Annotated in this window: 26 protein-coding genes; 11 read left to right on the forward strand and 15 right to left on the reverse strand. The window is 61.8% G+C overall.

Going from position 1 to position 25,868, the window contains the following annotated elements:
* Nucleotides 1-31 precede the first annotated feature (31 nt).
* A complete protein-coding gene (locus DU490_RS12690) occupies nucleotides 32-379 on the forward strand; it encodes a hypothetical protein (RefSeq protein ID WP_114574659.1) in 348 nt (115 codons plus the stop codon).
* On the opposite strand, the gene DU490_RS12695 is transcribed toward DU490_RS12690, so the two are convergent.
* The 3 genes from DU490_RS12695 to DU490_RS17225 form a co-directional block, all read right to left on the reverse strand.
* Nucleotides 376-1,605, reverse strand: a complete 1,230-nt coding sequence (locus tag DU490_RS12695) for a toxic anion resistance protein (RefSeq protein WP_114574660.1) — start codon at nucleotides 1,603-1,605, stop codon at nucleotides 376-378. The genes DU490_RS12690 and DU490_RS12695 overlap by 4 nt on opposite strands.
* A gap of 106 nt (nucleotides 1,606-1,711) precedes the next feature.
* Nucleotides 1,712-2,659, reverse strand: a complete 948-nt coding sequence (locus DU490_RS12700) for a cobyrinic acid a,c-diamide synthase (protein WP_114574661.1) — start codon at nucleotides 2,657-2,659, stop codon at nucleotides 1,712-1,714.
* A gap of 148 nt (nucleotides 2,660-2,807) precedes the next feature.
* The gene (locus DU490_RS17225; RefSeq protein ID WP_181870037.1) at nucleotides 2,808-2,984 is read right to left on the reverse strand and encodes a hypothetical protein; all 177 of its coding nucleotides are present in this window, start codon (nucleotides 2,982-2,984) and stop codon (nucleotides 2,808-2,810) included.
* A 226-nt stretch (nucleotides 2,985-3,210) separates the two neighbouring features.
* On the opposite strand from DU490_RS17225, the gene DU490_RS12705 reads away from it, so the two are divergent.
* The 6 genes from DU490_RS12705 to DU490_RS12730 all read left to right on the forward strand — a co-directional run bounded on the left by DU490_RS12705 (nucleotide 3,211) and on the right by DU490_RS12730 (nucleotide 7,996).
* Nucleotides 3,211-4,206 (forward strand): LLM class flavin-dependent oxidoreductase, encoded by a 996-nt coding sequence (locus DU490_RS12705; protein WP_114574662.1) that lies wholly within the window; start codon nucleotides 3,211-3,213, stop codon nucleotides 4,204-4,206.
* Entirely contained in the window at nucleotides 4,203-4,913 is a 711-nt protein-coding gene (locus tag DU490_RS12710; RefSeq protein WP_114574663.1) for an AzlC family ABC transporter permease, read from the forward strand. Before DU490_RS12705 ends, DU490_RS12710 begins: the two co-directional genes overlap by 4 nt.
* A 2-nt stretch (nucleotides 4,914-4,915) precedes the next feature.
* Nucleotides 4,916-5,224, forward strand: coding sequence for an AzlD family protein (locus DU490_RS12715; protein WP_114574664.1), 309 nt, complete (start codon nucleotides 4,916-4,918; stop codon nucleotides 5,222-5,224).
* Nucleotides 5,225-5,368: 144 nt separating this feature from the next.
* Entirely contained in the window at nucleotides 5,369-5,752 is a 384-nt protein-coding gene (locus DU490_RS12720; protein ID WP_258801655.1) for a hypothetical protein, read from the forward strand.
* Between the two features lie 288 nt (nucleotides 5,753-6,040).
* Nucleotides 6,041-6,184 carry a hypothetical protein gene (locus DU490_RS17230; RefSeq protein ID WP_181870038.1) on the forward strand — a complete coding sequence of 48 codons (144 nt, stop codon included), beginning with the start codon at nucleotides 6,041-6,043 and terminating at the stop codon, nucleotides 6,182-6,184.
* Nucleotides 6,185-6,289: 105 nt separating this feature from the next.
* Nucleotides 6,290-7,996, forward strand: a complete 1,707-nt coding sequence (locus tag DU490_RS12730; protein WP_114574665.1) for a potassium/proton antiporter — start codon at nucleotides 6,290-6,292, stop codon at nucleotides 7,994-7,996.
* 176 nt (nucleotides 7,997-8,172) lie between these two features.
* On the opposite strand, the gene DU490_RS12735 is transcribed toward DU490_RS12730, so the two are convergent.
* The 5 genes from DU490_RS12735 to DU490_RS12760 all read right to left on the reverse strand — a co-directional run bounded on the left by DU490_RS12735 (nucleotide 8,173) and on the right by DU490_RS12760 (nucleotide 13,500).
* On the reverse strand, nucleotides 8,173-9,216 hold the full coding sequence (locus DU490_RS12735; RefSeq protein WP_114574666.1) for a nucleoside monophosphate kinase: 1,044 nt from the start codon (nucleotides 9,214-9,216) through the stop codon (nucleotides 8,173-8,175).
* Nucleotides 9,217-9,490: 274 nt separating this feature from the next.
* Nucleotides 9,491-10,693 carry a 3-oxoadipyl-CoA thiolase gene (gene pcaF / locus DU490_RS12745; RefSeq protein WP_114574667.1) on the reverse strand — a complete coding sequence of 401 codons (1,203 nt, stop codon included), beginning with the start codon at nucleotides 10,691-10,693 and terminating at the stop codon, nucleotides 9,491-9,493.
* Nucleotides 10,694-10,755: 62 nt separating this feature from the next.
* Nucleotides 10,756-11,529 (reverse strand): CoA-transferase subunit beta, encoded by a 774-nt coding sequence (locus DU490_RS12750; protein WP_114574668.1) that lies wholly within the window; start codon nucleotides 11,527-11,529, stop codon nucleotides 10,756-10,758.
* Nucleotides 11,529-12,374 (reverse strand): CoA transferase subunit A, encoded by an 846-nt coding sequence (locus DU490_RS12755; RefSeq protein ID WP_114574669.1) that lies wholly within the window; start codon nucleotides 12,372-12,374, stop codon nucleotides 11,529-11,531. The genes DU490_RS12750 and DU490_RS12755 overlap by 1 nt, the downstream gene beginning before the upstream one ends.
* Nucleotides 12,375-12,597: 223 nt before the next feature.
* Nucleotides 12,598-13,500, reverse strand: coding sequence for a 3-hydroxyacyl-CoA dehydrogenase family protein (locus tag DU490_RS12760; protein WP_114574670.1), 903 nt, complete (start codon nucleotides 13,498-13,500; stop codon nucleotides 12,598-12,600).
* Between the two features lie 176 nt (nucleotides 13,501-13,676).
* Here DU490_RS12760 and DU490_RS12765 point away from each other — a divergent pair, with 176 nt between their 5' ends.
* Entirely contained in the window at nucleotides 13,677-14,390 is a 714-nt protein-coding gene (locus DU490_RS12765; RefSeq protein ID WP_114574671.1) for an SDR family NAD(P)-dependent oxidoreductase, read from the forward strand.
* A gap of 62 nt (nucleotides 14,391-14,452) precedes the next feature.
* Here the strand turns inward: DU490_RS12765 and DU490_RS12770 are convergent, their stop codons facing one another.
* The 6 genes from DU490_RS12770 to DU490_RS12795 form a co-directional block, all read right to left on the reverse strand.
* Nucleotides 14,453-15,862 carry a hypothetical protein gene (locus tag DU490_RS12770; RefSeq protein WP_114574672.1) on the reverse strand — a complete coding sequence of 470 codons (1,410 nt, stop codon included), beginning with the start codon at nucleotides 15,860-15,862 and terminating at the stop codon, nucleotides 14,453-14,455.
* A gap of 8 nt (nucleotides 15,863-15,870) precedes the next feature.
* Entirely contained in the window at nucleotides 15,871-17,094 is a 1,224-nt protein-coding gene (locus DU490_RS12775; RefSeq protein WP_114574673.1) for a CaiB/BaiF CoA-transferase family protein, read from the reverse strand.
* Between the two features lie 220 nt (nucleotides 17,095-17,314).
* Nucleotides 17,315-18,331 carry an NAD(P)H-quinone oxidoreductase gene (locus DU490_RS12780; RefSeq protein WP_220270494.1) on the reverse strand — a complete coding sequence of 339 codons (1,017 nt, stop codon included), beginning with the start codon at nucleotides 18,329-18,331 and terminating at the stop codon, nucleotides 17,315-17,317.
* Nucleotides 18,328-19,830: a tripartite tricarboxylate transporter permease gene (locus DU490_RS12785; protein WP_114574674.1), complete on the reverse strand. Its 1,503-nt coding sequence runs from the start codon at nucleotides 19,828-19,830 to the stop codon at nucleotides 18,328-18,330. The genes DU490_RS12780 and DU490_RS12785 overlap by 4 nt, the downstream gene beginning before the upstream one ends.
* A gap of 32 nt (nucleotides 19,831-19,862) precedes the next feature.
* The gene (locus tag DU490_RS12790) at nucleotides 19,863-20,363 is read right to left on the reverse strand and encodes a tripartite tricarboxylate transporter TctB family protein (protein WP_114574675.1); all 501 of its coding nucleotides are present in this window, start codon (nucleotides 20,361-20,363) and stop codon (nucleotides 19,863-19,865) included.
* A gap of 77 nt (nucleotides 20,364-20,440) precedes the next feature.
* Nucleotides 20,441-21,427, reverse strand: a complete 987-nt coding sequence (locus tag DU490_RS12795) for a tripartite tricarboxylate transporter substrate binding protein (RefSeq protein ID WP_114574676.1) — start codon at nucleotides 21,425-21,427, stop codon at nucleotides 20,441-20,443.
* A gap of 245 nt (nucleotides 21,428-21,672) precedes the next feature.
* Between DU490_RS12795 and DU490_RS12800 the strand changes: the two genes are divergently transcribed.
* The 3 genes from DU490_RS12800 to DU490_RS12810 all read left to right on the forward strand — a co-directional run bounded on the left by DU490_RS12800 (nucleotide 21,673) and on the right by DU490_RS12810 (nucleotide 23,981).
* Nucleotides 21,673-22,452 (forward strand): IclR family transcriptional regulator C-terminal domain-containing protein, encoded by a 780-nt coding sequence (locus DU490_RS12800; protein ID WP_114574677.1) that lies wholly within the window; start codon nucleotides 21,673-21,675, stop codon nucleotides 22,450-22,452.
* A gap of 132 nt (nucleotides 22,453-22,584) precedes the next feature.
* Nucleotides 22,585-22,875, forward strand: coding sequence for a hypothetical protein (locus tag DU490_RS12805; RefSeq protein WP_114574678.1), 291 nt, complete (start codon nucleotides 22,585-22,587; stop codon nucleotides 22,873-22,875).
* Between the two features lie 299 nt (nucleotides 22,876-23,174).
* Nucleotides 23,175-23,981: an SDR family NAD(P)-dependent oxidoreductase gene (locus tag DU490_RS12810; RefSeq protein WP_114574679.1), complete on the forward strand. Its 807-nt coding sequence runs from the start codon at nucleotides 23,175-23,177 to the stop codon at nucleotides 23,979-23,981.
* Nucleotides 23,982-24,003: 22 nt separating this feature from the next.
* Here DU490_RS12810 and DU490_RS12815 read toward each other — a convergent pair whose 3' ends face one another.
* On the reverse strand, nucleotides 24,004-25,773 hold the full coding sequence (locus tag DU490_RS12815; protein ID WP_114574680.1) for an extracellular solute-binding protein: 1,770 nt from the start codon (nucleotides 25,771-25,773) through the stop codon (nucleotides 24,004-24,006).
* Between the last annotated feature and the right edge of the window lie 95 nt (nucleotides 25,774-25,868).

Raw genomic sequence — 25,868 nt, forward strand, 5'->3', positions numbered from 1 at the left:
AAGAACGTCTTGCGAAGGGAGGGGATAGACCATGAGCAATCGTGACGAATTCGTCGAGCAGATGAAGGCCCGGCTGGATGAGTGGAATGCCGAAATCGATGAGCTCGCCGCTAGGGCCCGCCACGCCAGCGACGAGGCACGGGTCAAGTACGAAGAAGATATCGAGCGGCTGAAGCAGCGCCGTGACGAAACACGCCGCCGGCTCGATGAATTGCAGCACGCCAGCGAGGCGGCCTGGGATTCTCTACGCCAGGGCATGGAGGAGTCGTGGGAACTGATGCGCAAGGCGTTTCGGGATGCCTGGCGCAATGACATCCCACCGCGCAGTCCGCCCGACACTACCAATGACCGGCATGACGACGGCCCCGGCGAGCGTTAGGCCCCCTTTTTCTTCTCTTCGACCGACGCCTTCTCTTCGGCTGACTCGGGCTGGGCCTCACTACCACGCTGGAGTCGGTCGATCGCCTCCCCCCCCTGATGCGATAGCTTCATCAACCGGTTGATCTGCTCGTCCAGGCGGGGCAGAGCCTCCTGGCGATAGCGGGAAAGGTCGTCGATGGCGCCCATTACGTCACCGAATGCCTGCTCCAGGGACGCCATGTCCAGCTGTGCCGAAGCCGCCCGGGTCTGGATCTTCACTCCCTGGTGGCGCAGCGCTCTGGCGGTGCCGGCGATCATGTCCGAAGTGGTGGTGTTGAGCGATTCGACGCGGTCGAGCACCAGCCGCTGGTTGGCCAGCGCCATGGCCACCGCGACGGCCACGGTCAGGGCCGAAACAGTGACGTGGATCGCACGGTCCACGCCACGGATCAGCTCGCGGTTGTTGCGGATGATGACCTCAAGCGCCAGCACCCCCTGCTGGCTGACTGCCAGCTGCTGCTGAAGGTCGACGATGCGCTGGCGCAGCGGAAAGAGCAGTTCCTCCTCGATGAAAGGCCGCTGTGGATGGTCGGCGGCCAGGCCGGACACTGCCTGCTGCAGCCGACGGTCGATCAAGCGCCCGAGGCTGATCTGACGATGCAGCCGGCCCATTAGCTGACGCAAGGCGTCCTGGTCGTCGCTCAGGGTCAGGTTATCGCGGTGCAGCATGTCGCGCCCCGCCTCCAGATCGACGATGATCGCGTCCAGTGCCTGCTGCGCATTCTCGAATTTGCGAAAATAGCGTTGTACCCGGCTGCCTGCCCCCGGGATACGTGCCATCAACCGATCGAGCCGATTGTGCGAAAGCCGGTGCTGCTGGGGGTCCAGCTCCTCCATCCTGCCGCGCAGGTCGACCAAGGCGCGGGCCACAGGGCCGCCGTCATCGCCCTGGTGCGCCAGCTTTTTCAGCGGCGTCTGCAGCATCTCGCTCTTGTGCGCTGCCTGCTGCTGCAGCTCCAGGCCCATTTCGTCCACCGCACGGCGTTGGCGTGCAAGCGCCAAGCCGTCTTCACTGCTGGCCAGCACCTCTTCGACGAAGGCGTCGGCCATCTCGTTCAACTCGGGGTCATCTGCCTCGGGTGCGTTCTCCTCCGCGACTTCGGGCAGAGTTTTCACCAGCTCGCTGGCGATCTCCTCTGCCGGCGGCAAGGAGAGACGGGATCCACGCTCGGACGGCTCACTCATAGGTTGCTTCCCTTGTCTCGGTCCCTTGTCTCAAAAAGCCTTGTCTCAAAAAGTCTGGTCTCAAAAAAACCTTGTCGCTTAGCTACAAGCTAGCACCCTGCCAGCCTCAGCGCTGATCCCCTCGCCCGTAACGCTCGGCACGGCCAATGAAGCGCCGCAGCTCCTCCAGGGCCTGGTCAGTGGCCACCGAGGCCTGGGGGCGCCCCGTCTCGATCCGCGCCAGGGCCACGGCAGCATCATCGAGTAGCGTCAGCGCCGACTCGTTGCGTGCCACCAGGCGACGCAGGCGCAACTCGGTGTCATCGATCAACTCCAGGCGACGCTTCAGTGCAATCCGCTCTTCCACCGACAGCTTGGCACCGTCCTGCTCCAAGCGGCGGCGCACGAAGCCCCCATCGAGGCCCACCACCCCACGCGCCTGAGCAGCCATGGAGGTAAAGTTGTCCACCGCACCCAGGCACACCTCGGTGACCAGCCCCCGAGAGCGTTCGAAGGCCAGCTCGCTCCTGTCGAAGCGAGCCACCAACACATCCATCACGTTGCAATAGCGGCTATAGAATCGGTCCACTTGGATGGCGAGGTCGGGTCGTCGGGTATCGAGAAGGCCTTGCTTGGCACGGCACAGGGACATCATCAATTCATCGGCGTCGACCGGGGGATGGGCCGGGTCGAGCACTGCCACGCCGGCCTCGCGAGCCTCACGCTCCTGCTCTGCACGCCGGTGCGCCGCCTCGGCTTCGAGGCGCGCCTCCAGCCGACGACGATGACGCCGGGCCCGCCAGCGCCGCCAGGCCCGTTCCAGGGGGAGTGCCGCGGGGACGGCGACCAGGCCCCCCAGCCAGCCGCCCAGGCTCGGCCCGAAACCGCCCCACAGTGAAGTCAGCCACAGCAGCATGCTGATGAACGGAATCAGCAGGCAGTAGCGAAAGATCACCTGCAGCCGGCTGGGAGCATCGGTTGGTACTGCCAGGCGCGGGTTGGCCAGGCCGACCAGGAGCCACGGCAGGCAAGTGACGAAGAGTCCATAAGCAAAGCCCTGGAGAAATCCCAGCATAGGTCTCCTTACTCAGCGACCTTTGAGGATGCTACAAGTGTACGGGGGCTTGAGGCCACGTGCGAACGGACGCCCGCTTCCAGCATCAACGACACAGCCGGTAGCCCCGCATGGCGAAGTGAAAGTGATCGACGTGGGCCACGTACCATCACAACAAAAGGTTCAATACCAGGGCCACACCGCCTACCATCAGGGCGGTAATCACGGCAACATCGACCGCATGATCGAGCCAGCGATCGAACCCGGCGCGCTGCTGACGAGGAGGGGGGCGTCGACGGGTAGCACCGCGGCGATATCTGCCGTTGTTCGGTCCGATAGGAGACATGCTTAAGTCCAGTATCACCCTTTTGCTGAGCTTAAGGCTTGCGCCCTCGCCTGACTACTGTATTGCAACAAACAGTAAGATGAGTCAGGCGCCTTCAGCATCGACAGGCCAGCCCGTCAAGCTCTCCGACACGGTTTTCGCGCATCAGACATTGCATATTCCCGGCGTAGCCCCGATGTTAGTGGGAATACACAGCAGGCTAACAAATCAGCGGACGGAACCGACCATGCCCCGACTCACCGACACCCCGCTCTCCGTACTCGACCTTGCGCCCATCCGCCAGGGTGGCACCATTGCCGACAGCTTCCGGGAAAGCGTGGGCCTGGCACGGCTGACCGAGCGACTTGGCTTCACCCGCTACTGGCTGGCCGAGCACCATAGCCTCGACGGCATTGCCAGCGCCGCCACCGCCGTACTGATCGGCCATATCGCTGGTGCTACCTCACACATCCGTGTCGGCAGTGGCGGCATCATGCTGCCCAACCATCCGCCGCTGGTGGTGGCTGAGCAGTTCGGCACCCTGGCCACGCTCTACCCCGGCCGCATCGACCTGGGCCTGGGCCGCGCCCCGGGCTCAGACGCCGCCACCATGCAGGCCATGCGGCGCGACCCCAGGGCCGGAGTGGATGACTTCCCCCAGCGCCTTGCTGAACTGCAGGGCTTTCTCGGCCAGACCCGGCCCGGACAGCGGGTCCGAGCCGTACCGGGCCAGGGTACCCGCGTGCCACTCTGGCTGCTCGGCTCCAGCGGTTACAGCGCCCAACTGGCGGCCCGAGAGGGGTTGCCTTTCGCCTTCGCCGCCCAGTTCGCCCCAGGGTACCTGCATGAGGCACTTCGCCTGTACCGGAACAACTTTCGTCCCTCCGCGGTGCTCGACAAGCCTCACGCCATGGTCGGCTTGCCGGTGATCGCCGCCGAAAGTGATGAACGAGCCCAGTACCTGGCCAGGACCGCGCAGCAGAAGTTCCTCAACCTGGTGCGCGGGGGGCGCACGCGTTCACTGCCACCGGTGGAAACCCTCGACTGGACTCCCAGGGAGCGGGCCCAGGTCGAACAGTTCCTGGGCGCCGCGATCATTGGCAGTCCCGAAACAGTGAAGGCCGGGCTAGAGCACTGCCTTGAGCAGACCGGGGCCGACGAACTGATGCTAAATACCGACGTCTTCGAGGCTGAGGATCGGCTGAGAAGCTACGAGATCGTCGCCGAAGCGTGGCGAGCATGAGTCAGGGCTCTCCCGGAGCACAGCTCGACCTGGCCGGCATCATTGTCGGCATCCGGCGAATGGCGCCACTGTCGCTGTTCGTTATCGTTTTCGGTCTGGCCTTCGGCGTGGCCGCCCTCTCCCGCGGCCTTTCCGGCCTCGAGGCAATGCTGATGAGCGCCCTGGTCTTCGCCGGCGCCTCGCAATTCGCTGCTCTGGAGCTATGGGGGCCGGAAATCCCCCTGCTGCCACTGGTCGCCACAACATTCGCCATCAACGCCCGCCATCTGCTGATGGGGGCCGCCATCCAGCCCTGGCTCGCCCATCTGCCCACGGCCCAGCGCTACGGCAGCGTGGTAGTGATGAGCGATTCCAACTGGGCCATGGCCGCCGCCGATCACCAGAGGGGCGAAACCAATGTCGGCATGCTGGTGGGCGGCGGCATCGCGCTGTGGGTGACCTGGCTGTTCGGCACCCTGCTCGGCGTTCTGTTCGGCAGCGGCATCGAGGAGCCCCAACGCTTCGGCCTGGACGTGATCATGGGCTGCTTCCTGCTCGCCATGCTGGTGGGCGGCCGCCACGACCTGTCGATGTTATTGCCCTGGGCCGCCGCCGCGCTGGCGGCACTGGCAGCCATGGCATGGCTGCCAGTGCACTCCCATGTCATCGTCGGCGCACTGGCAGGCGGCCTCGCGGGCGTTCTGCAACCAGCGCGCAAGGAAGAGTAACCATGAACCTTCCTGCCACTCTTGCCGGCGCCATTTCCGCCATCGTCATCATGGCGTTCGTCACCTACCTATCCCGTGCCGGCGGTGTCTTCATCATGTCGCGGGTACCGATCGGCCCCAGAGTGGAGCGTTTCATCAACGCAATGGCCGGCTCGGTGCTGGTGGCGGTGATTACTCCAATGGCCGTGCACGGTGACTGGGGCGCCCGTCTGGCCCTGGTCGCCACCCTGGCGGTCATGCTGATCCTGCAGAAACCCTTACCCGCGATCATTGCCGGCGTGCTCACCGCCGCGCTGTGGCGCTTGTGGTAGGAGGCTTGTGGCAGGAGGCTTGTGGCAGGAGCGCCCGTGGTAGCGTGACGCACCCAGGAACGTTTACGTATCCGTGGCCTCCAAATGGGAGCCATTCACCTCGTCGCCCTTTATGCTGACGATATGCTCGTGCTGGAGATGTTCATGACCGATCCCAACGACCCACGCCGCAACGCCGCCTGGCACGCTGCACAGCAGTGGCGTGCCCGTGCTCGCCAGACGCCGCGCGGGCCTCTCGGCGGGCTGAAGCTGATTCTGACCTGGCTGCTGTTCGGCATGCTGCTGATTATCGGCACTTTACTCGGACTGTTTTTCCTGCTGATCGGCTGGGCCATGCTGCCCATCATGCGCTATCGCATGAAGAAACGTCTCGAGCAATTGCGTGCCGAGCAAGCGAACGATGTGGGCACCGGTTTCCACTATCAGGAGACGCACTATCGCAGCCGACCCGGGGTCGATTCCCACCGCGAGCAGCAGGTGCTGGAAGGCGACTACGAGGTGAAGCCCGGGGACCGCGACGACAAGTGATCCCGCTGGATTGGTGCCTGAAGCCGTGGCCAGGAAGGTAATGATCAGCCTTTCAGGTGCCCTCGGAGGAAATAAGGCCCATCCTGCACAAGTGAGGCAGGCCGAGGAGGATAACGGGTAGCATGGGTTGGCGTTACGCCACCGCCTGCTTGCCCTGGGCGTCGAGCTGCTCGGCCTCAAGCGCCGACTTGGCGCTGCTGGTGCTGTTTCTCGCCAAACCACGGCTCAGCCTGGCCGATACCACTCTGGGCCTGTTCCGCCGCCACGGCCTGAAAGTGACTATCTCCAGTGTCCAACGAGCTGCAGACGGTACTCGGCCTGATGGCCTCGGAACTGGGCATCACCCTGGTACCGGAGCAGGTACGCCGGACTCACTGCCATCCCAGTGTTACTGTGTGCGGGTTGCATGCGGTAGGCGGCGGGTATAATTAATTTGTTCCGTCTTGCCCAGCAGAACAGCAGCTTCACGAGTCTGCCACTGAACCCAAGGAACGCCGATCAGGCTTAGCACAGGGTTGCCAAACGAAGGGCATCTGCATGGACTCCATCAACACCCTTTTCCTGCTCAGTGGCTCCCTTCTGGCCTTGAGCATCCTGGCAAGCCGACTTTCCTCGCTATTCGGCCTTCCGCTTCTTATCATCTTCCTGGGCCTAGGCATGCTGGCAGGCGAGGAGGGCCTGCTCGGCATCAGGTTCGATGATTACTCCTTTGCGTTCCTGATCGGGCACCTCGCCCTGGCCTTGATCCTGCTTGATGGTGGCCTACGCACCCGTTTCAAGACGTTCCGCACAGGTTTTCGACCGGCGCTCTCCCTGGCCACGCTCGGAGTCTTCCTGACCAGCGGCATCACAGGGCTGGTTGCGATGTGGGCCTTCGACCTGACCCTGGTCCAGGGGTTGCTGGTCGGTGCCATCGTCGGCTCCACCGATGCCGCAGCGGTGTTCTCGATGCTCAGCGGTCGCGGCATCAATCTGAACGAGCGGGTCGGTGCCACCCTCGAGATCGAATCCGGCACGAACGATCCGATGGCGATCTTCCTGACCATCATGTTCATCGAAATCCTGGTCGGTGACATCGGGAGCATCGCTGAAACAACGCTGTTCCTGCTTCAGCAGTTCGGGGTAGGTATCGTTATCGGCATCGGTGGTGGTTGGCTGACCGGCAAGCTATTGCGCTGGGTCGACCTGGCGCCCGGCCTCTACTCGCTGCTGGCCCTGGCATTGGGCTTCTTCGTCTTCGGCGCCACCAGCGTGCTGGGCGGTAGTGGCTTCCTGGCGATCTACCTGTGCGGCCTGATGATCGGCAACCAACCCGGGCGACATCTCAACTTCATACTTCCCGTGCATGACGGCCTGGCCTGGCTGAGCCAGATCGGTCTCTTCCTCGTGCTGGGGCTGCTGGTCACCCCGAGCGATCTGCTGGACTACACGCTGCCCGCCTTCCTGGTGGGGTTTGCCTTGATCTTCGTGGCCCGACCACTGGCCGTACTTGTTTCCATCAAGCCCTTCTTCAAGTTCCGCTGGCATGAATTGGGCTTCATTTCATGGGTGGGACTGCGCGGGGCGGTTCCCATCGTGCTGGCCATCTTTCCCTTCATCGGCGGTGTAGAAAATGCCTCTCTCTATTTCAACGTCGCCTTCGGCGTGGTGTTGATGTCGCTACTCATCCAGGGTGGCACCATCTCCCTGATGGCACGCTGGATGAAGGTGCAACTACCCCCGGCCACGGCGCCCAACCATCGAGGGCCGCTAGGCATCCTGCCCGAGAATGACTATGAAATGTTCATATACCAGGTAGAGAATCAGAACCTGGATGACGTGCCCATCCGACTGCTTCGCTTTCCTTCCGGTGCGCTGATTTCCGCCCTGTTCCGCGAACATGCCATGCTGCACCCGAAAGGCAGTACGCGCCTCAAGATAGACGACGTCATCTGTGTGATCGGTCGCAATGAAGACCTGGCCGTACTCAACAAATTATTCAACGGCGATGCCAAGCTGAAGAAAGAAAAGGAATTCTTCGGCCCTTTCACGCTGGATGCCGACGCCCGCCTGGGGGAAATTGCCAAGGCGTATGGCATCTCCGTCACCCCGGGGGAGGAGGACATGACACTTGGCGAGTTCATTTCCATGCGCGTTGGCGGCCACCCCGTCATCGGCGATGACGTGGCGTGGCACGGCATTCATTGGGTAGTGAGTGAAGTGAAAGGTGACAAGGTCGTCAGGGTCGGCATGCGCTTCTACTGACGCCTTGTCGGACCGAAAACCAAAAGCCCTTCGACTGGATTCTTTGCTGCACAAGGCTCGATCTCGGGCTCGATGTCGTACTTGAGCATCTCATCGGCGAGTCAGGTGGGTAGCACCTGAAAACGGGCAACGCCGGGCTAGGCACCCCGGCGTTAGTGGTTACTGAATCGCAATTCTCACGCGTTGCGCGGGTAGGGCCTCAGGCCAAGAAGGATCTTGGCTTGCTCGGTAAGCGGCTGATCCATCAGACGCTGCTCGGTGTACTGCGCGAGTTGCTCGCGAAGGAGCGCATAGACCGCTTCGCGGTCCTGGCTGGTGTCGATTTCGACGCACTTGCCCTTGCTCTTGAACAGCTCGACCGTTGGCAGCGTCTCGGCCCTGAAGGTATCGAATCTCAGCTTCATGGCCTCAACATTGTCATCAGCCCGGCCAGAGTACTTGGCGCGGCCCAGAATGCGCTGTTCGAGTACTTCGAAAGGACACTCGAAGTAGAGCATGGTGGGAAGTTCCGCTTCCCTGCCAAAGACCTCGTACCATGCCTCCAGGTTGGACAGCGAACGGGGAAAGCCATCGATCAGGAAGTTTCTCTTGCCGGTGGTACGGGTGGTCCGCTCCATGGCGTCTTTCAGCAGGCGCACCACGATTTCGTTGGGTACCAGCTTACCGGCGGCAATGTATTCCTTGATGATCTCGGTGGTCGGACCGCCGGCCTCCTGTTCTGCACGCAGCAGGTCCCCCGTGGAGAGGTGCGTCCAGCCCAGCTGGATTTCCGCGAGCTCGCACATGGTGCCCTTGCCAGCGCCGGGACCACCAAGCACGTAGACGACATTGGGTTCGGGGCAAGGCTCTCTCGGATCGCAATGGTGGATCACCACTTTCGGTGCCGGGGCGACCCCCATCTTGTAGACGTTCCACTCGCGATCCGTGGGCGGCAATTCATTTTCGCAGGTCAATTCGTAGGCAAGATGTCCGTCCAGGCGGCAGATACGCCATGACTTATAGCTGTTGGAGTAGGAAATGGCGGGGCTTCTGGCCGACTTGCCATCGGCACGATCCCAGGCCATCTTGCCGTTCCAGTAGCCGGGGCTGGACACAACGCCCGATTCGGATTTGGTGGGCGGCGCTTCTGAAGGCACATAAAGGCCATCGACCTCAGGCAGCCCGGATCCGGAGACTTCGATAAACAAGGTGTTGGGTTTGAAAGCGGTTGCTTCGGTCATGGGTACTCTCATGTTCGATTAACGCCATATGAGGGAGCGTTTGCCTACAAAAGCGACCTCGACGGAGTGGCGCCGGGAGTGCGCCGGATGCAACGTTCGGCAGACAAGCCGAGGCGGGGCATATATAAAAAACCGAAGCAAGATTGTAGCAGAACGGCAAGGGGCTTTCCCGAGTGCCAGCGCGGCAGCAGCGCCGGTAACAAGTCGTCCCACACCGCCTGGGTCATGCCCAGGGGGTGGGCCAGCACCACCAGCGGATTGGCCTCGGCTGCGGTTAAACGCGTTCGATCAGCGTAGCAATTCCCTGCCCCACTCCGATGCACATGGTGCACAGGGCATAGCGCTTGCCGGTGCGCTGCAGTTCGTGAGCAGCGGTCAGCAACAGACGGGCGCCGGACATGCCCAGCGGATGGCCCAGGGCGATGCCGCCGCCATTAGGGTTGACCCGTGGGTCGTCGTCGGCGATACCCAGTTCGCGCATGCACGCCAGCGCCTGGGCGGCGAAGGCCTCGTTGAGCTCGATGATCTCGATCTCGTCCAGCGAGACGCCGGTACGCTCGATCAGCTTGCGTACCGCCGGTACTGGGCCGATGCCCATGATGCGCGGCTCCACGCCGGCGGTGGCCATGCCGATGATTCGCGCCATGGGTTTGAGGCCATGCTTGTCCACCGCCGCCTGGCTGGCAACGAGCATCGCCGCAGCACCATCGTTGACGCCGGAGGCGTTGCCGGCGGTGACGCTGCCACCCTCTCGAAACGGCGTGGGCAGGCCGGCCAGCTTCTCCAGGGTGGTCTCACGGGGGTGCTCGTCAGTATCGAAGACCAGCGGCTCTTGCTTGCGCCGCGGGATCTCGATCGGCGTGATCTCCTCGGCGAAGCGCCCTGACTTCTGTGCAGCAGCGGCCTTCTGCTGGGAGCGCAGGGTGAAGGCGTCCTGGTCCTCGCGGGAGATGCTGTACTGCTCGGCGACGTTCTCGGCGGTCTCGGGCATGGACTCGACGCCATAGGCCTTCTTCATCAGCGGGTTGATGAAGCGCCAGCCGATGGTGGTGTCCTCGATCTTCTGGGTGCGGGAGAAGGCGCTGTCGGCCTTGCCCATGACGAATGGCGCCCGGGACATCGACTCCACGCCGCCGGCCAGCGCCAGCTCCATCTCGCCGGCCTTGATGGCACGAAAGGCGGTGCCGATGGCATCCATGCCGGAGCCGCACAACCGGTTCAGGGTGGTGCCGGGCACCGTGGTGGGCAGCCCCGCCAGCAGCGATGACATGCGAGCCACGTTACGGTTGTCCTCACCGGCCTGGTTGGCACAGCCCATAAAGACTTCTTCAATTGCGGCGGGATCCAGTCCGGGCGCCTCCGCCAGCACCCCCTTGAACACGCTGGCGGCAAAGTCATCGGGGCGCACGCTTGCCAGGGTGCCGCCGAAGCGGCCAACGGCGGTGCGGCGCGGATGGCAGAGATAGACGTCGTTCATCACTTCATTTCTCCAGAACTTGCCATTGAAACGCGCTGAGTGCAGGCCGTTTCATGGTGAGGTTATTCGCCGGCGTGCTTGCGGTCGGTTCTTGCTTTCAGGTCGCGCAGCACCTCGAGTTCGCGAGCACCGGGTTCCGGCGTGGCTTCCAGAGTGTCGGCGAAACGGATCTCCCAGCCGGTGGCATCGATTACGTCCTCACGGCTCACGCCTGGGTGCAGCGAAACGACCACCAACTCCTTGGTCTCGGGGTCGGGCTTCATCACGCACAGGTCGGTAATCACCCGAGTCGGGCCACGGCCGATATTGGGCACGCCATCGCGGCCCTTGCCGTCGCGGCCGAAACCCAGGGTGGTGATGAAATCCACGTCCTTGACGAAGGCGCGCTTGGAGTGCTTCAGGGTGATGAAGACCTCGCCTGCATTCGTCGCGATCTCCGGCGCCCCACCACCGCCGGGCAGGCGCACCTTGGGATCATGGTAGTCGCCGATCAGGGTGGTGTTGAGGTTGGCGTAGCGGTCGATCTGGGCTGTACCCAGGAAGCCAACGCTGACCTTGCCACCCTGCAGCCAGTAGCGGAACATTTCCGGCACCGAGACGGTGGTCAGCGCTGAATCACACAGCTCGCCGTCGCCGATGGAGAGCGGCAGCACATCCGGCTTGGTCTGCAGCGTGCCGGATTCATAGATCAATACCACATCCGGCGCATGGGTCAGGCGCGCCAGGTTGGCGGCCTCGGAGGGCAGGCCGATGCCGACGAAGCAGGTCATGCCGTTTTCCAGGGCGCGGGCCGCAGTAACGGTCATCATTTCCGAGGAAGTGTATTCACGACTCATCAGGCTTTCCCTCCCGCCGGGTTGGCAACTTGCTGGTGGACGTTCTCGTCAAGCCACTGCCTAAAGGCGTCGCGATCACGGGCAATGGCGTCCCACTCCTTGTAGAAGCGGTTGTCGCGCGGGTAGTAGCCATGGGTGTAGGAGGGGTAGGCGCCCTTCTCGGCCACTGCCACGGCACTGATCGCCCAGCCGGGAATGATGCAGGCGTTGGGGTGATAGTCCGGTTCGGCGGTCAGATCGTCGACGATCTCCTCGACGGTGACGATGCTGTGCTTCGCCGCCAGCACGGCCTCTTTCTGCACCCCGATGATGCCTTCCACCAGCACGTTGCCGGCACGGTCGGCCTTCTGGGCATGGACGATGGAGACGTCCGGGCGCACCGAAGGCACCGCGGCCAGGCGCTCGCCCGTGAAGGGACACTCGATGAACTTGATCTGGTCGTTGACGTTGGGCAACTCACTGCCCACATAGCCCCGCAGCACAGCCAGCGGCAGCCCGGCGGCACCGGCCTCGAAGGCGCAGGCCATGGCGGCATGGCTGTGCTCGAGTATTTCGACCTTGTGCGGCCAGCCCTTCTCGACGGCGTCACGCAGGCGGTGCAGCGAACCCACGCCGGGGTTGCCGCCCCAGGAGAAGATCACCTTCTTCGCGCAGCCCGCTCCGATCAACTGGTCGTAGACCAGGTCGGGGGTCATGCGGATCAGGGTCAGGTCCCGCTTGCCCTGGCGGATCACTTCATGGCCCGCGGCAAAGGGAATCAGGTGGGTAAAGCCTTCCATGGCCACGGTGGCGCCGTCTTCGACGTAGCGCGCGACCGCGTCATGCAGGCTCAGGAAATCGGCCATTGCACTGCCCTCTTCGAAGCGAGTCTATTTAGTTCGTGATACGAACAATCATTTGTATAACGAACAAAATACTATCCCGAGTCACAGTCGTCAAATAACCTCGGCCCCGCCGGGCCGGCTACCGCGCAGGCCACTCCAGAGCAGGAAGTTTTTGAATCAAGGAGTTGGAAATGCCAGACAGCCCCCTCTGGAATATGGAATGAGAAACAGATGCGACTAACGTCTAGTTTGAGGCCGACTCCTCCAGCAACGCCAGCAAGCGCACCAACAGCTCGCGCTCTTGACGAGACTGTGCCTCGGCGGTATCCGCAGGCCACTCGAAGAAGCCTCGCCCGCTCTTGCGCCCCAGTCGACCTTCCGCCACGTAGGTCTCGAGTAGCGGTGATGGTGTATGCCGATCCTCAAGATCGGAATAGAGATAGCGGGCAATGTTGAGATGGGTATCAAGGCCGTTGAGGTCGCGCTGCCGCAGCGGCCCGTTGATTGCCAGACGCACGCCTATCGAGTAGCGCACGATGTCGTCCAGCGCTTCGGCCTCCACCACCCCCTGCTCCAGCAGGGCCAGGCATTCACGCATCAGCGCGTGTTGTATACGGTTGGCGACGAAGCCGGGCACGCTCTTGTTGAGTACCGCCGGCCGCTTGCCCAGTCGCCTCAGCAGCCGGCATGTCTGCTCCACGGTAGCAGCGTGCGTCAACCGCCCCGGCACCACTTCCACGGCGGGAACTACGTCGGCGGGATTGAAGAAGTGAGCGCCAACAAAGCGCTCGGGGTGCGCCATGGACTGACCCAGCGCATCGATGGAGAGGCCCGATGTATTGGTCATGACCAGCGCCTCGGCAGGCACGTGGCGCTCGGCTTCGGCCAGAACACGGCGCTTGAGGTCGAGATCCTCGGTCACGCTCTCGATCACTACGCTCACATTGCCGACTGCCTGCCAGTCGCTGGTGAAGTCCAACTGACTTGAAGGGACATCGTCGTCTGACATGGCCTCTCGGCAACTCGCGAGCCTGGCGCGATCGATATCGAGCAATGTGACCGACATGTCGCGCGAGGCCATCAGCCTTGCCAGGGTGGCTCCCATGGTGCCGGCTCCCACCACTACGATGCGGGACTGCTGTGGCATCTGTCTCTCCTTTAGTCATGGTGCCCAGGCAGCCGCCCACGACGAAGGTCGCATTGAGGCAAGCAGAGGCGAAGCGCAATCTTTTCGACGCTAGACGAACATATGTACGCAATACGCACAATAATAGCGACACGTAATAAGTGTCACAACCCGCCCGCTATCCATAAGGACCCGACATGACCGAATCCTGCGCAGTCGTCACCGGTGGCGCCCGCAACATTGGCCAGGCCATCGCCCTGCGCCTGCAGCGCGACGGCTATCGCACCATCGTATTGGATATCGTCGAGCCCGAAGCCGAATCGCTCAGGACCGATGCGCACCGCGTCGATCTCAGCGAAGTGGAGGCCACCCGTGCAGTGCTTGCCGAAATCATCGAGGAGCATGCCGTGGACTGCCTGGTGAATAACGTGGGAATCGTGATGCCGGCGTTGCTCGATCAGGTACAAGTGGAAGATTTCGACCGCCTGATGCACCTCAACGTGCGCTCGGCGCTGGTCTGCACTCAGGCCCTGCTGCCGGGCATGCGCGAGCGCAACCACGGCCGTATCGTCATCAACGCCAGCCGCGTGGTGCTGGGCAAGGAGGCACGTAGTCTCTACAGCGCGACCAAGGGGGCACTTCAGTCCATGGCCCGCACCTGGGCGCTGGAGCTTGCCGGTGATGGCATCACGGTCAACTGCGTGGCTCCCGGCCCCATCGCCACCACGGCCTTCTGGGAAAACAACCCGCCTGACTCGGAGCGCGCACGACGCATCGTCGACAACATCCCGGTGCAGCGTATGGGCCAACCCGAGGATGTGGCTCAGGCGGTGAGTTTCTTCTGCGACGAGCGCAGCAGCTTCATTACCGGGCAGACTTTGTTTGTCTGCGGCGGCGTCACCGTGGGGTGAGGCATGCCCACATCAAGCGAGCCCCGCCAGCGGGGCTCGCTAGGTTTCAGCTCACCAACTCTTCAGCTCACGAATCTAAGCACAAGGGCCGCGGCCGCAAGCGAGGCAGCCAGGAAAATTCCGTTCCAGCGCAGGCCGATGTGCCCCGCCGACATGCCGGTGAAGCGCGACATGATCATCATTGCCGCGGTGAATGGTGACGACACCATGGTCAGCGACCAGCCCACCAGCATGGCCGCCGCCAGCAGCGGCAGTGAAACACCCGGCAGCGATACCTGCGAGACCATGCTGGTGAGAAAGGTCACGCTGATGATGGGGTTAACCCCTATCTGAGCAAGCGCCACGATCAGCAGCAGTGCCAGCAGGGGGAGCCAGCTTCCCAACTCGATCAGCAATGCTGCCACTTCGGCTAGTTGGGCCGGGTCCATGAGCACCACGCTAAGATAGCCCAGATACGCCCCCGCTCCCAACGCCACCACCTCATTACCGATGCTGCCTAGCAGCCCAGGCAAGCGTCGTCCGAGCACCACGGCGGACGGCAAGATGCCGGCTGCCCCCTGTCTTCGGCACTGCCAGGCAAGCCAAAGCCAGGCCCCCAGCGGCACCCCTACCAGCACTGCCTGAGGCAGTCTCAACGAAAGCCAACTGGCAATCGTGAAGACCAGCCCCATGAGCGCTGACAGCAGCAGGCTGAAATGCAGCAGTGGCCATAGCGTAGGTCGCCCCTTCACAACGGCCTGGCGGCCTGGGCGCGGCCCGGCCAGGTAGTCGCATAACCAACCCAGCAGGAACAGCAGCGTGGCCGCCGCCAACACGTAGGGAAAAAGCTCGCGCCACTGCAGTTCAGACAGGTTGCCCAGCACCACCGCCACGCCTATACCCAGAGGCGACACCAGCGGCGCCAGAGTGAAGCCGCGTAGCGTGGCAAGCAACATGCGCCGTCGACGCACCCGCTGTACCCATACCCTCCCCTGAGCCGCCCCCAAGGTGTTGGCCTTCTCGATCATCGACATGAAGAGATTGAGCACGCCGAAATTGAGCACGATACCAAACAGCGTCGAGCCCACCGATAGCATCGGGTAGCGCCAGCCGGGCGGCTGCAGCAGCAGACTTTTCCCGCAGCGACGAATCAGCCGCGAGCGATAGGCCGGCAATCGCAGTAGCGCCAGGGCGGTCATGAAGGCAGCCAGAAAAGCGAAGCTGCCTGCGGCTTCGTGCAACACCGCCAAGGGTGCCTGGCTGCGCCAGATGGCCAAAAGTGAGACCGCGCCACAGGCGAGCAGCAGCAGTCGCGCCATGGCCGAAAGGCGCGGCCAGGCGAGCACGAGAAATCCGATCAGAAGCAGCTCTGAGAGGTAGCCGACCATCGCCGGCGCGCCCAGCTGTCGCCATACGGTGAGCACGGCCACGGCCGCCAGCAGATAGCTGGGCAACGCATAGAAATGCGGCCTGTTACCCTGTCGTGTCACCATGGCCGAGACTAGAGAACACCCCGTCGTCGCAGTGTGTCGATCTCCTCCGGCGCCTTGCCGAGCAGCTGCGCCAGCACGGCATCGGTGTCCGCCCCCAGCGCCGGAGGCGCCTTGCGATACTCCAGCCGGGTGCGGGAGTACTTTATCGGGTTGGCCACGCCGGGTACAAGCCCATGCTCGGTCTCGAGCTCGATCTTCATCTCCCGGGCCCGGACCTGAGGATCCTCGAACACCTGGGCGATATTCTGGATCGGCCCGCAGGGAACCGAGATCTCGCTCAGCAGCGCAATCCATTCAGTGCTGCTACGCGTGAGCGTGATCTCGACCATCAACGCTACCAGCTCGAGCCGATGTCGCACCCGCTCCGGATTGGTGGCGAAGCGCGGATCCTCGGCCAGCTCCGGACGCCCCACCACCTGGCAAAAGCGCTGGAACTGGCCGTCGTTGCCGATGGCGATGATTACCTTTTCGCCGTCGGCAGTAGGGAACGGCTGATAGGGCACCAGATTGGGGTGGTACTCGCCGGTGCGGGTAGGCGGCGTACCGCTGCAGAAGTAGTTCTGTGCCTGATTGGCCAACCAGCTCACCTGCACATCGAGTAACGCCATGTCGATGTACTGTCCTTCGCCGGCTTGGTTGCGATGGTGCAATGCGCCGAGGATAGCGATGACGGCGTTCATGCCAGTGGTCAGATCTGCCACCGCCATGCCGACCCGCTGAGGACCGGCGCCCGGTTCGCCGTCGGCCCCCCCAGTAATGCTCATCAACCCGCCCTGGGCCTGGATCAAGTAGTCATAGCCGGCCATGGCGGCCATCGGCCCGGTCTGGCCGAAGCCGGTAATGGAGCAATAGATCAGCCCTGGGTTAATGGCCTCGAGGTTGGCGTAGTCGAGTCCCTTCCGGGCCAGGCCACCGCTCTTGAAGTTCTCCACCAGGATATCGCTCTCGGCAGCCAACTCGCGGATCAGCGCCTGTCCCTCCGGCTTACCGATATCCACGGTCACCGAATGTTTGCCGCGATTGGCCGAAAGATAGTAGGCCGACTCGCGGGTCTCGTTACCATAGCCATCCTTGAGCCAGGGCGGCCCCCAGTGGCGAGTATCATCACCGGTCACCGGGCGCTCGACCTTGATCACTTCCGCGCCCATGTCGGCCAGTATCTGGGTACACCAGGGGCCGGCCATCACGCGGCTCAGGTCCAGCACGCGCAGGCCTGTCAGCGGTCCCGCCATAGTGTTGTCTCCGATTCTTGCTTTCACAGGCATCGAGATGCCTGACTTGCCAGCGTGTCTAGCACTTGTCGCCGGGAATCACTGGCGAGTTCGAGTTCAGCCAGACTTGCTGTGCTGACGCCTACCGACATCCTTGGAGTAAACAGACATTGCTGACCGAGTCCTTCCCGGTGCAACGCACCAGGCTGGCTCAGACACACTGGAATGAAATGCTGTCCGTTCAGCCCCAGGTCAGCAGGATCTTGCCCTTGTGAGTGCCCGATTCCATCAACTGGTGTGCCTCGACGATCCGCTCGGCCGGCATCACGACCTCGATGATCGGCTTGACGCGACGATCGGCTAGCTGTGGCCAGACATCGGCATGCAGCGCCCGGGCAATCTCACCCTTGAAGGCAGCATCCCGTGGGCGCAGGGTGGAACCGGTCACAGTCACCCGGCGGCGCAGGATGTGGGAGAGCGGGATGGTCGCCTCCTTACCGCCCTGCAGGGCGATGATCACGATGCGCCCGTCATCTGCAGCACAGGCGAGCTCGCGTGGCAGATAGTCGCCTCCAACCATATCGAGGATCACATCTACGCCACGCCCCTCGGTGAGAGACATGACCTCGGCGGCGAAGTCCGCCTCGCGATAGTTGATCGCTCGCTCGGCACCTAACGACTCACAGAACTGGCACTTCTCCTGCGAGCCCGCCGTGGCGAAGACCCGGTGGCCCCGCTGCACCGCGAGCTGGATCGCCACGGTGCCGATGCCGCTGCTACCGCCTTGCACCAGCAAGGTCTCACTTCTGCCGCGCGGCCCCTGTCCCAAGGCACCACGTTGAAAGACGTTGCTCCATACGGTGAAGTAGGTTTCCGGAAGCGCGGCGGCCTCGACGTCGCTGAAGCCGTCCGGATAGGGCAGGCACTGCGCCACCGGGGCGGTGCAGTACTCGGCATAGCCGCCACCCTGCAACAGGGCACAGACCCGTTGCCCGACAGCCAGGCCGAAAGCATTGCCGGCGTGATCGAGATCTCCCGAGACGATTTCCCCAGACACTTCGAGCCCAGGGATGTCGGTGACACCGGGTGGCACAGGATAGTTACCCCGGCGCTGGAAAATGTCGGGGCGGTTGATGCCGAAGGCGGCAACGCGGATCAGCACTTCACCCTCGCCCGGTGTCGGGATCGAGCGCTCGGTGAGCCGCAGCACCTCCGGCTCACCCGGTGCGGTAATCTCGATGGCTTGCATGTTGCTCATGAGGCCTCCTGAGTCGTGTCACGGCGCAGCTGTCGACGGGCGGACACAAAACGGTAGATTGCCAGCAGGATCGAGCCCACCGTAATGGCGATGAAGAACCAGGTGATCGGGCCGCGCACGAAGATCGACAGGTCGTTGTGCCCGATCAGCAGCGAACGCCGCAGGTTGTCCTCGAACATCGGCCCGAGGATGAAGCCGATAAGAAAGGGAGCCGCCGGTATCGCCGCCCGGTTGAAGATGTAGCCCAGCACGCCGAAGCCCAGCATCAGCCACACGTCGAAGGTATCGTTATTAACGGCGTATGCTCCATAGACGCAGAACATCAGCACAATGGGAAAGAGGATCGACTTGGGAATATCGGCGATCAATGAGAAATATTTGATCGCACCGCTGCCCACCACCAGCAACACCAGCGAGCTGAACATGATGCCGACGAACAGTGCATAGATCAGCGTCAGGTTCTCCTGGAACATGATCGGGCCGGGCGTCAACCCGTGAACCATGAAGGCGCCGAGAATAATGGCGGTAATCACATCACCCGGAATGCCCAACGACAGCAGCGGGATCAAGGTCGCCCCGGCCACACCGTTGTTACCCGCCTCGGCAGCAGCCACGCCTTCCACTTCCCCCTTGCCGAAATTGTCACGGTTGGGTGAGCGGCGGCGTGCGTCGCTGTAGGAGATGAAGGCAGCGGCAGTGGCGCCGGTACCGGGAATCGCGCCGATGACCACACCGATCAGGCTGCCCCGAATGATGCTCTTGAGACAGCGCTTGAGTTCCGCCAGTGTCATGCCCACACCACTGGCCTTGGCCTTGATGTGCGGCAGGGCCTTCTTGCGATAGAACTCGATGATTTCCGGGATGGCAAATAGACCAATCAGCAGCGGGATAAACGAGATGGAATCCATCAGGCTGTAGTTGCCGAAGGTAAGGCGTTGCGAGCCATAGACCTCGTCCAGCCCCACTAAAGAAAGCAGGATGCCCATCAGTGCTGCGAGCAGGCCCTTGATCATCGAGCCACTGGCCAACGAAATGATGATGGTCAGCGAGAAGCAGATCAGCCAGAAGAACTCCGGGGCGCCGAAGTTCAGCGCGATCTTGGCCAGATAGGCGGCAAAGAAGATCAGCGCGATGTTGGAGATGAAATCGGCGATCACCGACGAGTAGAGCGCCGTCTTGAGCGCTTTCTTGGCATGCCCCTGTTGGGCCATCGGGTAGCCGTCGAGCAGGGTGCAAGCGGATGCCGGCGAGCCCGGCGTGCGGATCAGGATGGCGGTGATCGAGCCGCCGTACATGCCGCCCTTGTAGATGCCCACCAGCAGCAGGATGGCGGCTACCGGCTGCATGGAGAAGGTGAACGGCAGCGCCAGGGCCACCGCCATGGTGGCAGTCAGGCCCGGAATGGAGCCGACCACGACACCGATGACGACGCCCAGTGCAATGGCGATGAAGTTGTCCAGACTGAGGAAGAGTTCAAGGACTTCCGAAAACATTTCCATAGGTCACCCAGAGCTATTTGGAGCGCCTGCCATCAAAACGGCATCAGCGGAAGCGGCACGTTCATGACCTTCACGAAGATGAAGGCGACAGCGGCAGGGAACACGAACGCCAGGCTGTAGACCCACCATATCCTGACCGGATGTGCAGCAAAGAGAATCAGGGTGGCCAGAATGCCGGCAATCACTGCGCCCAGGGCCTCGAACAGCACCACGTAGACAGCCAGTGCAACCACCATCATGGCAAAGCGCAGCCTGGTCCCCCTCTCGATACGCCGACCGTCATCCTTTCCGGTGTTATCGACCAGCAGCCCTTGCACGATCAGCAGAAAAGAGAAGCCAAGCATGAGCCCACCCACGATGCGCGGCAGCCATCGGGGAGACATCATCGGATTCTGCAGGATTGGCGGTTCGCTGATGTAGTTGGGCACCAGGTAGAACAAAAGGATAGCGGAAGCGGTCATCAGCACGCATCCTGCCAGAACGTCGCCGGTGTCGCGGACAGCCCTGATACGTCGGGGAGACGAAGTCGACATTACACCCCTCCACAGACGGACAAGCGAGGCGAGAACGGCGTCCTCGCCTCAGCGATTATTGGGATCAGCCCACTCGATTATTGGCTGATGCCTGCCTGCTCGGCAACTTCTTGCCAGCGCTCGACTTCTTGTGCGATGAACTCCTTGAACGCTTCACCACCCACTTGACCCGGCTCGGCACCCAACTGCTCGGCGAAGTCGAGGAACTCTTCACGCTTCATCACACTGGCAAGCGCCTCGCTCATGGCGTCCTGGGCTTCCTGGGGGAAAGACTCATGCGCGATAAGGCCAAACCAGGCTGTGGTCACAAACTGGTCCAGGTTGTACTCGCCAATTTCGGCCAGGGTCGGCACGTCCGGCAGGTACTCGGAGCGCTCAGCGGAAGTCACTGCCAAGGCCCTCAGGTCACCGGAGCGGATATGGGACAACACCGTCGGCATGTTCTCGAAGGAGACATCGACGTCGCCGCCCAACAGGGCCGGCAGCGCCGCGCCACTACCAGCGAAGGGAACCGCTGTCATGTTGGTCTCGGTCAGCGTCTTGAACAGCTCGCCAGACATGTGGATGGAGCTGCCCACACCACTGTGGCTGAAGGTCATGCCCTGCTCGCGCGCCGCCTCTACGAAGTCATTCACGCTGTCGAAGGGGCTATCAGCCGGCACTACCATCACGTTGGGGATATCGATCAAGTTCTGCAGAAAGACGAAATCCTTAACTGGATCATAGGCCAGGTCGGGGTAGATCGCCGCCCCGATGGTGTGGCCCGGCGAAGCCATCAGGATGGTGTGGTCAACGTCACGGCCACCACGTGCCAGCCGGCCCGTAGCCACGGTGGAACCCGCCCCAGGACGGTTCTCGACAACGACGTTGGCATCCAATTCGTCTTGCAGCAGGTCGGCAACGCGTCGCGAGAGTACATCGGTGGTGCCGCCCGGGGCATAGGGAACGACCAGGCGCACGTCATTGGTGGGCCATTCATTGGCACTGGCCGTCGAAACGGAAGCTCCCAGAACCAGACCTCCGCTACAGGCGGCCAGGCATGCTGCTTTCACGATTTTCTTCATAATGGCACCTTATCGGTTAAATCTATTTGTTCGCTGTACGTACATATATTCGCATTACACACCAAGACTACTGTGATCCGCCTAAATGCAAAAACCCGACTTTAGTCTTAACACCTTGCTGAGCTAGCATGAGGGGCCATGGCCACTGGCTGCAGCACATTTTGTTCGCATATCGAACATTGATGCGTTATCTTCTCGCCGCCTGCACGCAGCGAACTCAGCACGAAGAGGAGAGGACGTTTCCAATGCAAGACGAGGTATTGAACCCAGAGGATCGCGACTTTGTTACCGCGCTGGCCAGCGGGCTGGAAGTCATTCAGGCCTTCGATGAAGCACACCCTCGCATGACGCTGAGCGAAGTAGCCGCCCGGACAGGGATGAACCGAGCCAAGGCGCGCCGCTTCCTGCTCACGCTGCATGCCCTTGGATATGTGAAGAAGCAGGGGCGGGCGTTCGAGCTAGCCCCAAAGGTACTCCAGCTCGGCTACTCCTTTCTATCGGCGAACAATTACCGCAGCGTTATCCAGCAAGTGCTTGAGGACATTACGGCAGAAATCGGAGAGTCCGCCTCGATGGGCGTTCTGGAGGGGGATGAAGTCATCTATGTGGCCCGCTCCGCCGCGAGTCACCGTCTGCTGGCCATTACTCTCTCGGTTGGTACCCGCCTGCCGGCGGCCCATACCTCACTTGGCCGTGTGCTTCTCGCACAACTTCCGGAGAACGAACTCGAAGCCTTTCTCCAGCGAGTGAAACTCGACCGCTACACTGACCGCACCGTGATGGACAAGGCAGAGCTAAAGCGGCGCATCATCGAGGGACGCCAGATGGGCTATGCCATTGTCGACCAAGAGCTGGACTCGGGATTGCGATCACTGGCGGTGCCCGTGTTCGACGCCAACGGCAAGCTGCTGGGGGGCATCAACATCAGCACCAATGCTGCCCGCGTCGATTGCGACACCCTGCAGCAGCGCTATCTGCCGTTGCTACAGGAGAAGGCTCGGCGGATTCGAGCCCATATCAGCTGAATGGCTGAAAGCCAGGCCACGTCGACTCCGCGACTGTGAACCGAACGACAGAACGATGAGTGACGAAGCCATCGCCAGTATCACCAAGGCGACAAGGCAGCCGTGTTAAAGGCAAGGAGGCACGTGCTCGGCATGTCCGCTTCCAATAACGGCTTTATTGGCTACCCAGTGGCCGCCATGGTGCTCTTTGCCTGCGCGCCGATGATCAGCATCTACCCGATCATCGGCCAGCGCTATGACCTTGGCGGAGTCAGTGCCGCCACACTGATGAGTCGGCACACGGCTCTCCTTCGTGACCATCAGCCTGGTGATCTGGCTGATGACGCTGACCAACCTTCTACCCATTCGCTGATACCATCAGGTCAGGGGCCGGCTACATCGAAGCCTGATCGCAATGCTGTAACTATAAGAATCCAGTTCTAAACCTTTAGGAAAAGCAATTCCGGAAACGGGATAGCCATGGCATCCCAGTTCGCATGAGGACTAACCGCCATGCTACTCACCCAAAAAATCCAAATTGGTCAGATTGACCCTTTCGCGAACTGTCGCTTTCGCCGCCGCCCCGCCGACAATGCAGTTCAGCAAGCAAAGAGGCTTTAATCCTCGGCTAGCTTCATCGAAAGGAACCGCTGGACAAGTTACGTAATGATGGTCGGCTCCGACTCACACCAGAATTTAATGGCGCTGCCATAAATTCCTTAAACAATATAAAGGGCGAAACGATGGACAAGAATCGACTCACGGGAAAAAACTGCCTTATCACCGGTGCAGCCCGAGGCATGGGTGCCGCAGTCGCTGAGCACTATGCCGCGCAGGGCGCGAATGTCTGCGTTGCCGACCTCAACATCGAAGGATGCGAGGAAATTGTCAAGCGCATCAACGGCAGAGATGGTGGCAAGGCCATCGCGGTCAAGCTCAACGTAACCGAGAGAGACCAAATGAAGGCGGCCGTCCAGGCCACCGTCGAGGCCTTCGGCAGCCTCAACGTCATGGTCAACAATGCGGGCATCAACAAGCCGCTTATGTTTCTCGATATTACCGAAGAAAATTGGCATCAGATCATGGACGTGAATGCACTGGGTTGCCTGATCGGCATGCAGGAAGCCGCCAAGCAAATGATCGCGCAGGGCAAAGAAAACGGTCCCTACAAGATCCTCAATGTGGGCTCAATCCTCTCGCGTCAGGCCTTCGATGATGTGGTGCCCTACTCCTGCAGCAAGCACGCCGTACTCGCCATGATCAACGGTGGCGCCAAGGCGCTGGTCGATCACAACATCACCGTCAACGGCTACGGCCCCGGCGTCGTGCGTACCGAGCTTTGGGAGCAGCTCGACAAGGACCTGGTCAGCATCGGCAAGTTCGACAAGCAGGGCCAGTCCATGGACCAGCTCGCCGAGAAGATGATCCTGATGAAGCGCTACTCCTACCCGGAAGATGTGGTCGGCACGGCCTCCTTCCTCGCCAGCCAAGAATCGGACTACATGACCGGCCAACTGCTGATGATCGATGGTGGCATGATCCTGCAGTGATACCACCGTGCCGACCGATGAATCAGTAGTGACCTCTGTCTCGCATTATTCGATCAGCCCTGTCCTGCGCCATGGACAGGGCCTTCTTGATTGATCGCCGCCCATCCAGCACCTCGAAGATTTCATTACCGGCGATACTGATCAGGTCGGTGATTCCCGGCACTGGAGGCCGCGGCCAGGCCTGGAGGATATCCCGGCGCGCCATGTCGTCCACAATCCCGATCAGCGGAGAGAGCGCCGCGACCTCGGGATCCTGGCTGACGCTGAAGCGCGGCGTCACCAGGCTGCCGTTCATAATATAGAGCTTCGACATGCTGGCCGAGGCCAGGTAGCGCAGGGCCGTCCAGGCCGCCTCGACCCGCTCCTCGGAAAGGTTGGCCGGGATCCCCAGCGCATAGCCACCGATGGGGGTGATGGTGCGACCATATTGGCCAGTCGGGTGGGGAAGATAGCCGGTGTTGCCCCGGGCCGGGGACTCCCTGTTGAACTCGATCAGTGGTGCCAAAAGCGTATAGCAGTAGGCCATGCAGGACTCGCCGGACGAGTAGGACTTGGCACGCTCATACCAGGCCATCTCCAGGATGTTGGGCGGCGAGTACTTGAGTATATCCAGCATATACTCGCAGGACTGGTAGGCCGCATCTGACAGGAACATCGGTCGCAGCGCATCGTCGCTCGCACTCTCGTAGTCGAAACCGCCATCGGTGGAGGGAAGATTGATGATCGGCTGGCCGAACTTGGCCATCAGGAAAGTAAAGGTGTGCCCAAGCGGGGTTCCTCTAGCGGCATTCCAGGCGATCCCGTAACGCCCCTTTCCCGGATCATGGAGGTGCCGGGCGACCTTGATCAAGGCCTCGGTGGTGGTCGGCGCTTCGAGCCGGGCGTGCTCCAGCAGATCTTTACGGTAGCAGAGCAATTCCGGCGTCGTCTGTAACGGGATACCGTACTGCTGGCCGGCATATCGGGCGCTCCGGATGGCGACTGAGTGGAAGTCGGATAGGTCCTGCCTATCGCGCTCGATCAGGCGATCGAGCGGCATGAGGACTCCTTTCGAGGCCAGTTCACCGAACCACGGCAGGTCGCAGGCCACCAGATCGTAGCGCGAGGTCGCCCGCCGGGCATTGTCGAGGATTTCCTCAAGCAGACGGTCGATTGACTTGGCCGTGTTGTGGATCTCGAGTCCGAAGATCGACTCCAATTGGCGCTTGAGGTTGTGCATCGCCATAAATGTGGGGTCGGCATGGATCAGCACCCTCAGCCCGCCCTTTATTTCGAGGCGTTCCGATAGCACCGCGGGCGTCGAAATCACGCATCCCGAATCGGCGCTGTGGAAGATCCGATTGACCAGTTCCGATGCCGGATCCACGCCGAACAGTGGGCCTAGGAGGGCTTTGATTCGATTTGCATAGCGCTCCCACTCCGCGATCATCACTGGGGAGGGGTGCAGCGATACGGTCTTGCCCGATTTCGTCCTGGGGCGTGAAAGGATCAACCCGCGCTTCATGATGCTTTCTATCCTACGCTTGGCGGTGCCATAGGAGAGCCCGGACGCATCGGCGAGAGACGTGGGCGTCGTCAGACGGCCCGCCAGGTGGTTGCGCATGAGATGAAGCATCATGCGCATTTCCCGGTAGCCGTTGGCCATGGAGAGGCTATTCTCGGTCTCCTCCTCGAAGTGCTCGACAAAGTCGAGGAATCGGGCGAATTCCATGTTGGAAAGCCTCGACATCGGCATCTGTGTCAGCCGATCGTAAGGGCCCTCCGGATGGCTATCCTCGGAACGGTCGATCATGCTTTCCTCGCCTCAGGTTCGCCAATGGTCCCAAGATAGCGTCATGACGGTTTCAGCGGCAATCGACGCCTAAATTCATACCGGTAAGTAGCACG

The organism is Halomonas sp. DQ26W, from assembly GCF_003339685.1.
In the GTDB taxonomy this organism is placed as follows: Bacteria; Pseudomonadota; Gammaproteobacteria; order Pseudomonadales; family Halomonadaceae; genus Halomonas.

Bases quoted from the DNA above. Each gene is read 5' to 3' on its own strand.
- DU490_RS12805 (WP_114574678.1), top strand. From the start codon at position 22,585: ATGTCCGCTTCCAATAACGGCTTTATTGGCTACCCAGTGGCCGCCATG.
- DU490_RS17225 (WP_181870037.1), bottom strand. From the start codon at position 2,984: ATGTCTCCTATCGGACCGAACAACGGCAGATATCGCCGCGGTGCTACC.
- DU490_RS12765 (WP_114574671.1), top strand. From the start codon at position 13,677: ATGACCGAATCCTGCGCAGTCGTCACCGGTGGCGCCCGCAACATTGGC.
- DU490_RS12815 (WP_114574680.1), bottom strand. From the start codon at position 25,773: ATGATCGACCGTTCCGAGGATAGCCATCCGGAGGGCCCTTACGATCGG.
- DU490_RS12755 (WP_114574669.1), bottom strand. From the start codon at position 12,374: ATGGCCGATTTCCTGAGCCTGCATGACGCGGTCGCGCGCTACGTCGAA.
- DU490_RS12695 (WP_114574660.1), bottom strand. From the start codon at position 1,605: ATGAGTGAGCCGTCCGAGCGTGGATCCCGTCTCTCCTTGCCGCCGGCA.
- pcaF (WP_114574667.1), bottom strand. From the start codon at position 10,693: ATGAACGACGTCTATCTCTGCCATCCGCGCCGCACCGCCGTTGGCCGC.
- DU490_RS12760 (WP_114574670.1), bottom strand. From the start codon at position 13,500: ATGCCACAGCAGTCCCGCATCGTAGTGGTGGGAGCCGGCACCATGGGA.
- DU490_RS12775 (WP_114574673.1), bottom strand. From the start codon at position 17,094: ATGGCGGGACCGCTGACAGGCCTGCGCGTGCTGGACCTGAGCCGCGTG.
- DU490_RS12800 (WP_114574677.1), top strand. From the start codon at position 21,673: ATGCAAGACGAGGTATTGAACCCAGAGGATCGCGACTTTGTTACCGCG.
- DU490_RS12785 (WP_114574674.1), bottom strand. From the start codon at position 19,830: ATGGAAATGTTTTCGGAAGTCCTTGAACTCTTCCTCAGTCTGGACAAC.
- DU490_RS12780 (WP_220270494.1), bottom strand. From the start codon at position 18,331: ATGAGCAACATGCAAGCCATCGAGATTACCGCACCGGGTGAGCCGGAG.
- DU490_RS12710 (WP_114574663.1), top strand. From the start codon at position 4,203: ATGAGTCAGGGCTCTCCCGGAGCACAGCTCGACCTGGCCGGCATCATT.
- DU490_RS12770 (WP_114574672.1), bottom strand. From the start codon at position 15,862: ATGGTGACACGACAGGGTAACAGGCCGCATTTCTATGCGTTGCCCAGC.
- DU490_RS12750 (WP_114574668.1), bottom strand. From the start codon at position 11,529: ATGAGTCGTGAATACACTTCCTCGGAAATGATGACCGTTACTGCGGCC.
- DU490_RS12730 (WP_114574665.1), top strand. From the start codon at position 6,290: ATGGACTCCATCAACACCCTTTTCCTGCTCAGTGGCTCCCTTCTGGCC.
- DU490_RS12690 (WP_114574659.1), top strand. From the start codon at position 32: ATGAGCAATCGTGACGAATTCGTCGAGCAGATGAAGGCCCGGCTGGAT.
- DU490_RS12705 (WP_114574662.1), top strand. From the start codon at position 3,211: ATGCCCCGACTCACCGACACCCCGCTCTCCGTACTCGACCTTGCGCCC.
- DU490_RS12715 (WP_114574664.1), top strand. From the start codon at position 4,916: ATGAACCTTCCTGCCACTCTTGCCGGCGCCATTTCCGCCATCGTCATC.
- DU490_RS12795 (WP_114574676.1), bottom strand. From the start codon at position 21,427: ATGAAGAAAATCGTGAAAGCAGCATGCCTGGCCGCCTGTAGCGGAGGT.
- DU490_RS12700 (WP_114574661.1), bottom strand. From the start codon at position 2,659: ATGCTGGGATTTCTCCAGGGCTTTGCTTATGGACTCTTCGTCACTTGC.
- DU490_RS12735 (WP_114574666.1), bottom strand. From the start codon at position 9,216: ATGACCGAAGCAACCGCTTTCAAACCCAACACCTTGTTTATCGAAGTC.
- DU490_RS12810 (WP_114574679.1), top strand. From the start codon at position 23,175: ATGGACAAGAATCGACTCACGGGAAAAAACTGCCTTATCACCGGTGCA.
- DU490_RS12790 (WP_114574675.1), bottom strand. From the start codon at position 20,363: ATGTCGACTTCGTCTCCCCGACGTATCAGGGCTGTCCGCGACACCGGC.
- DU490_RS12720 (WP_258801655.1), top strand. From the start codon at position 5,369: ATGACCGATCCCAACGACCCACGCCGCAACGCCGCCTGGCACGCTGCA.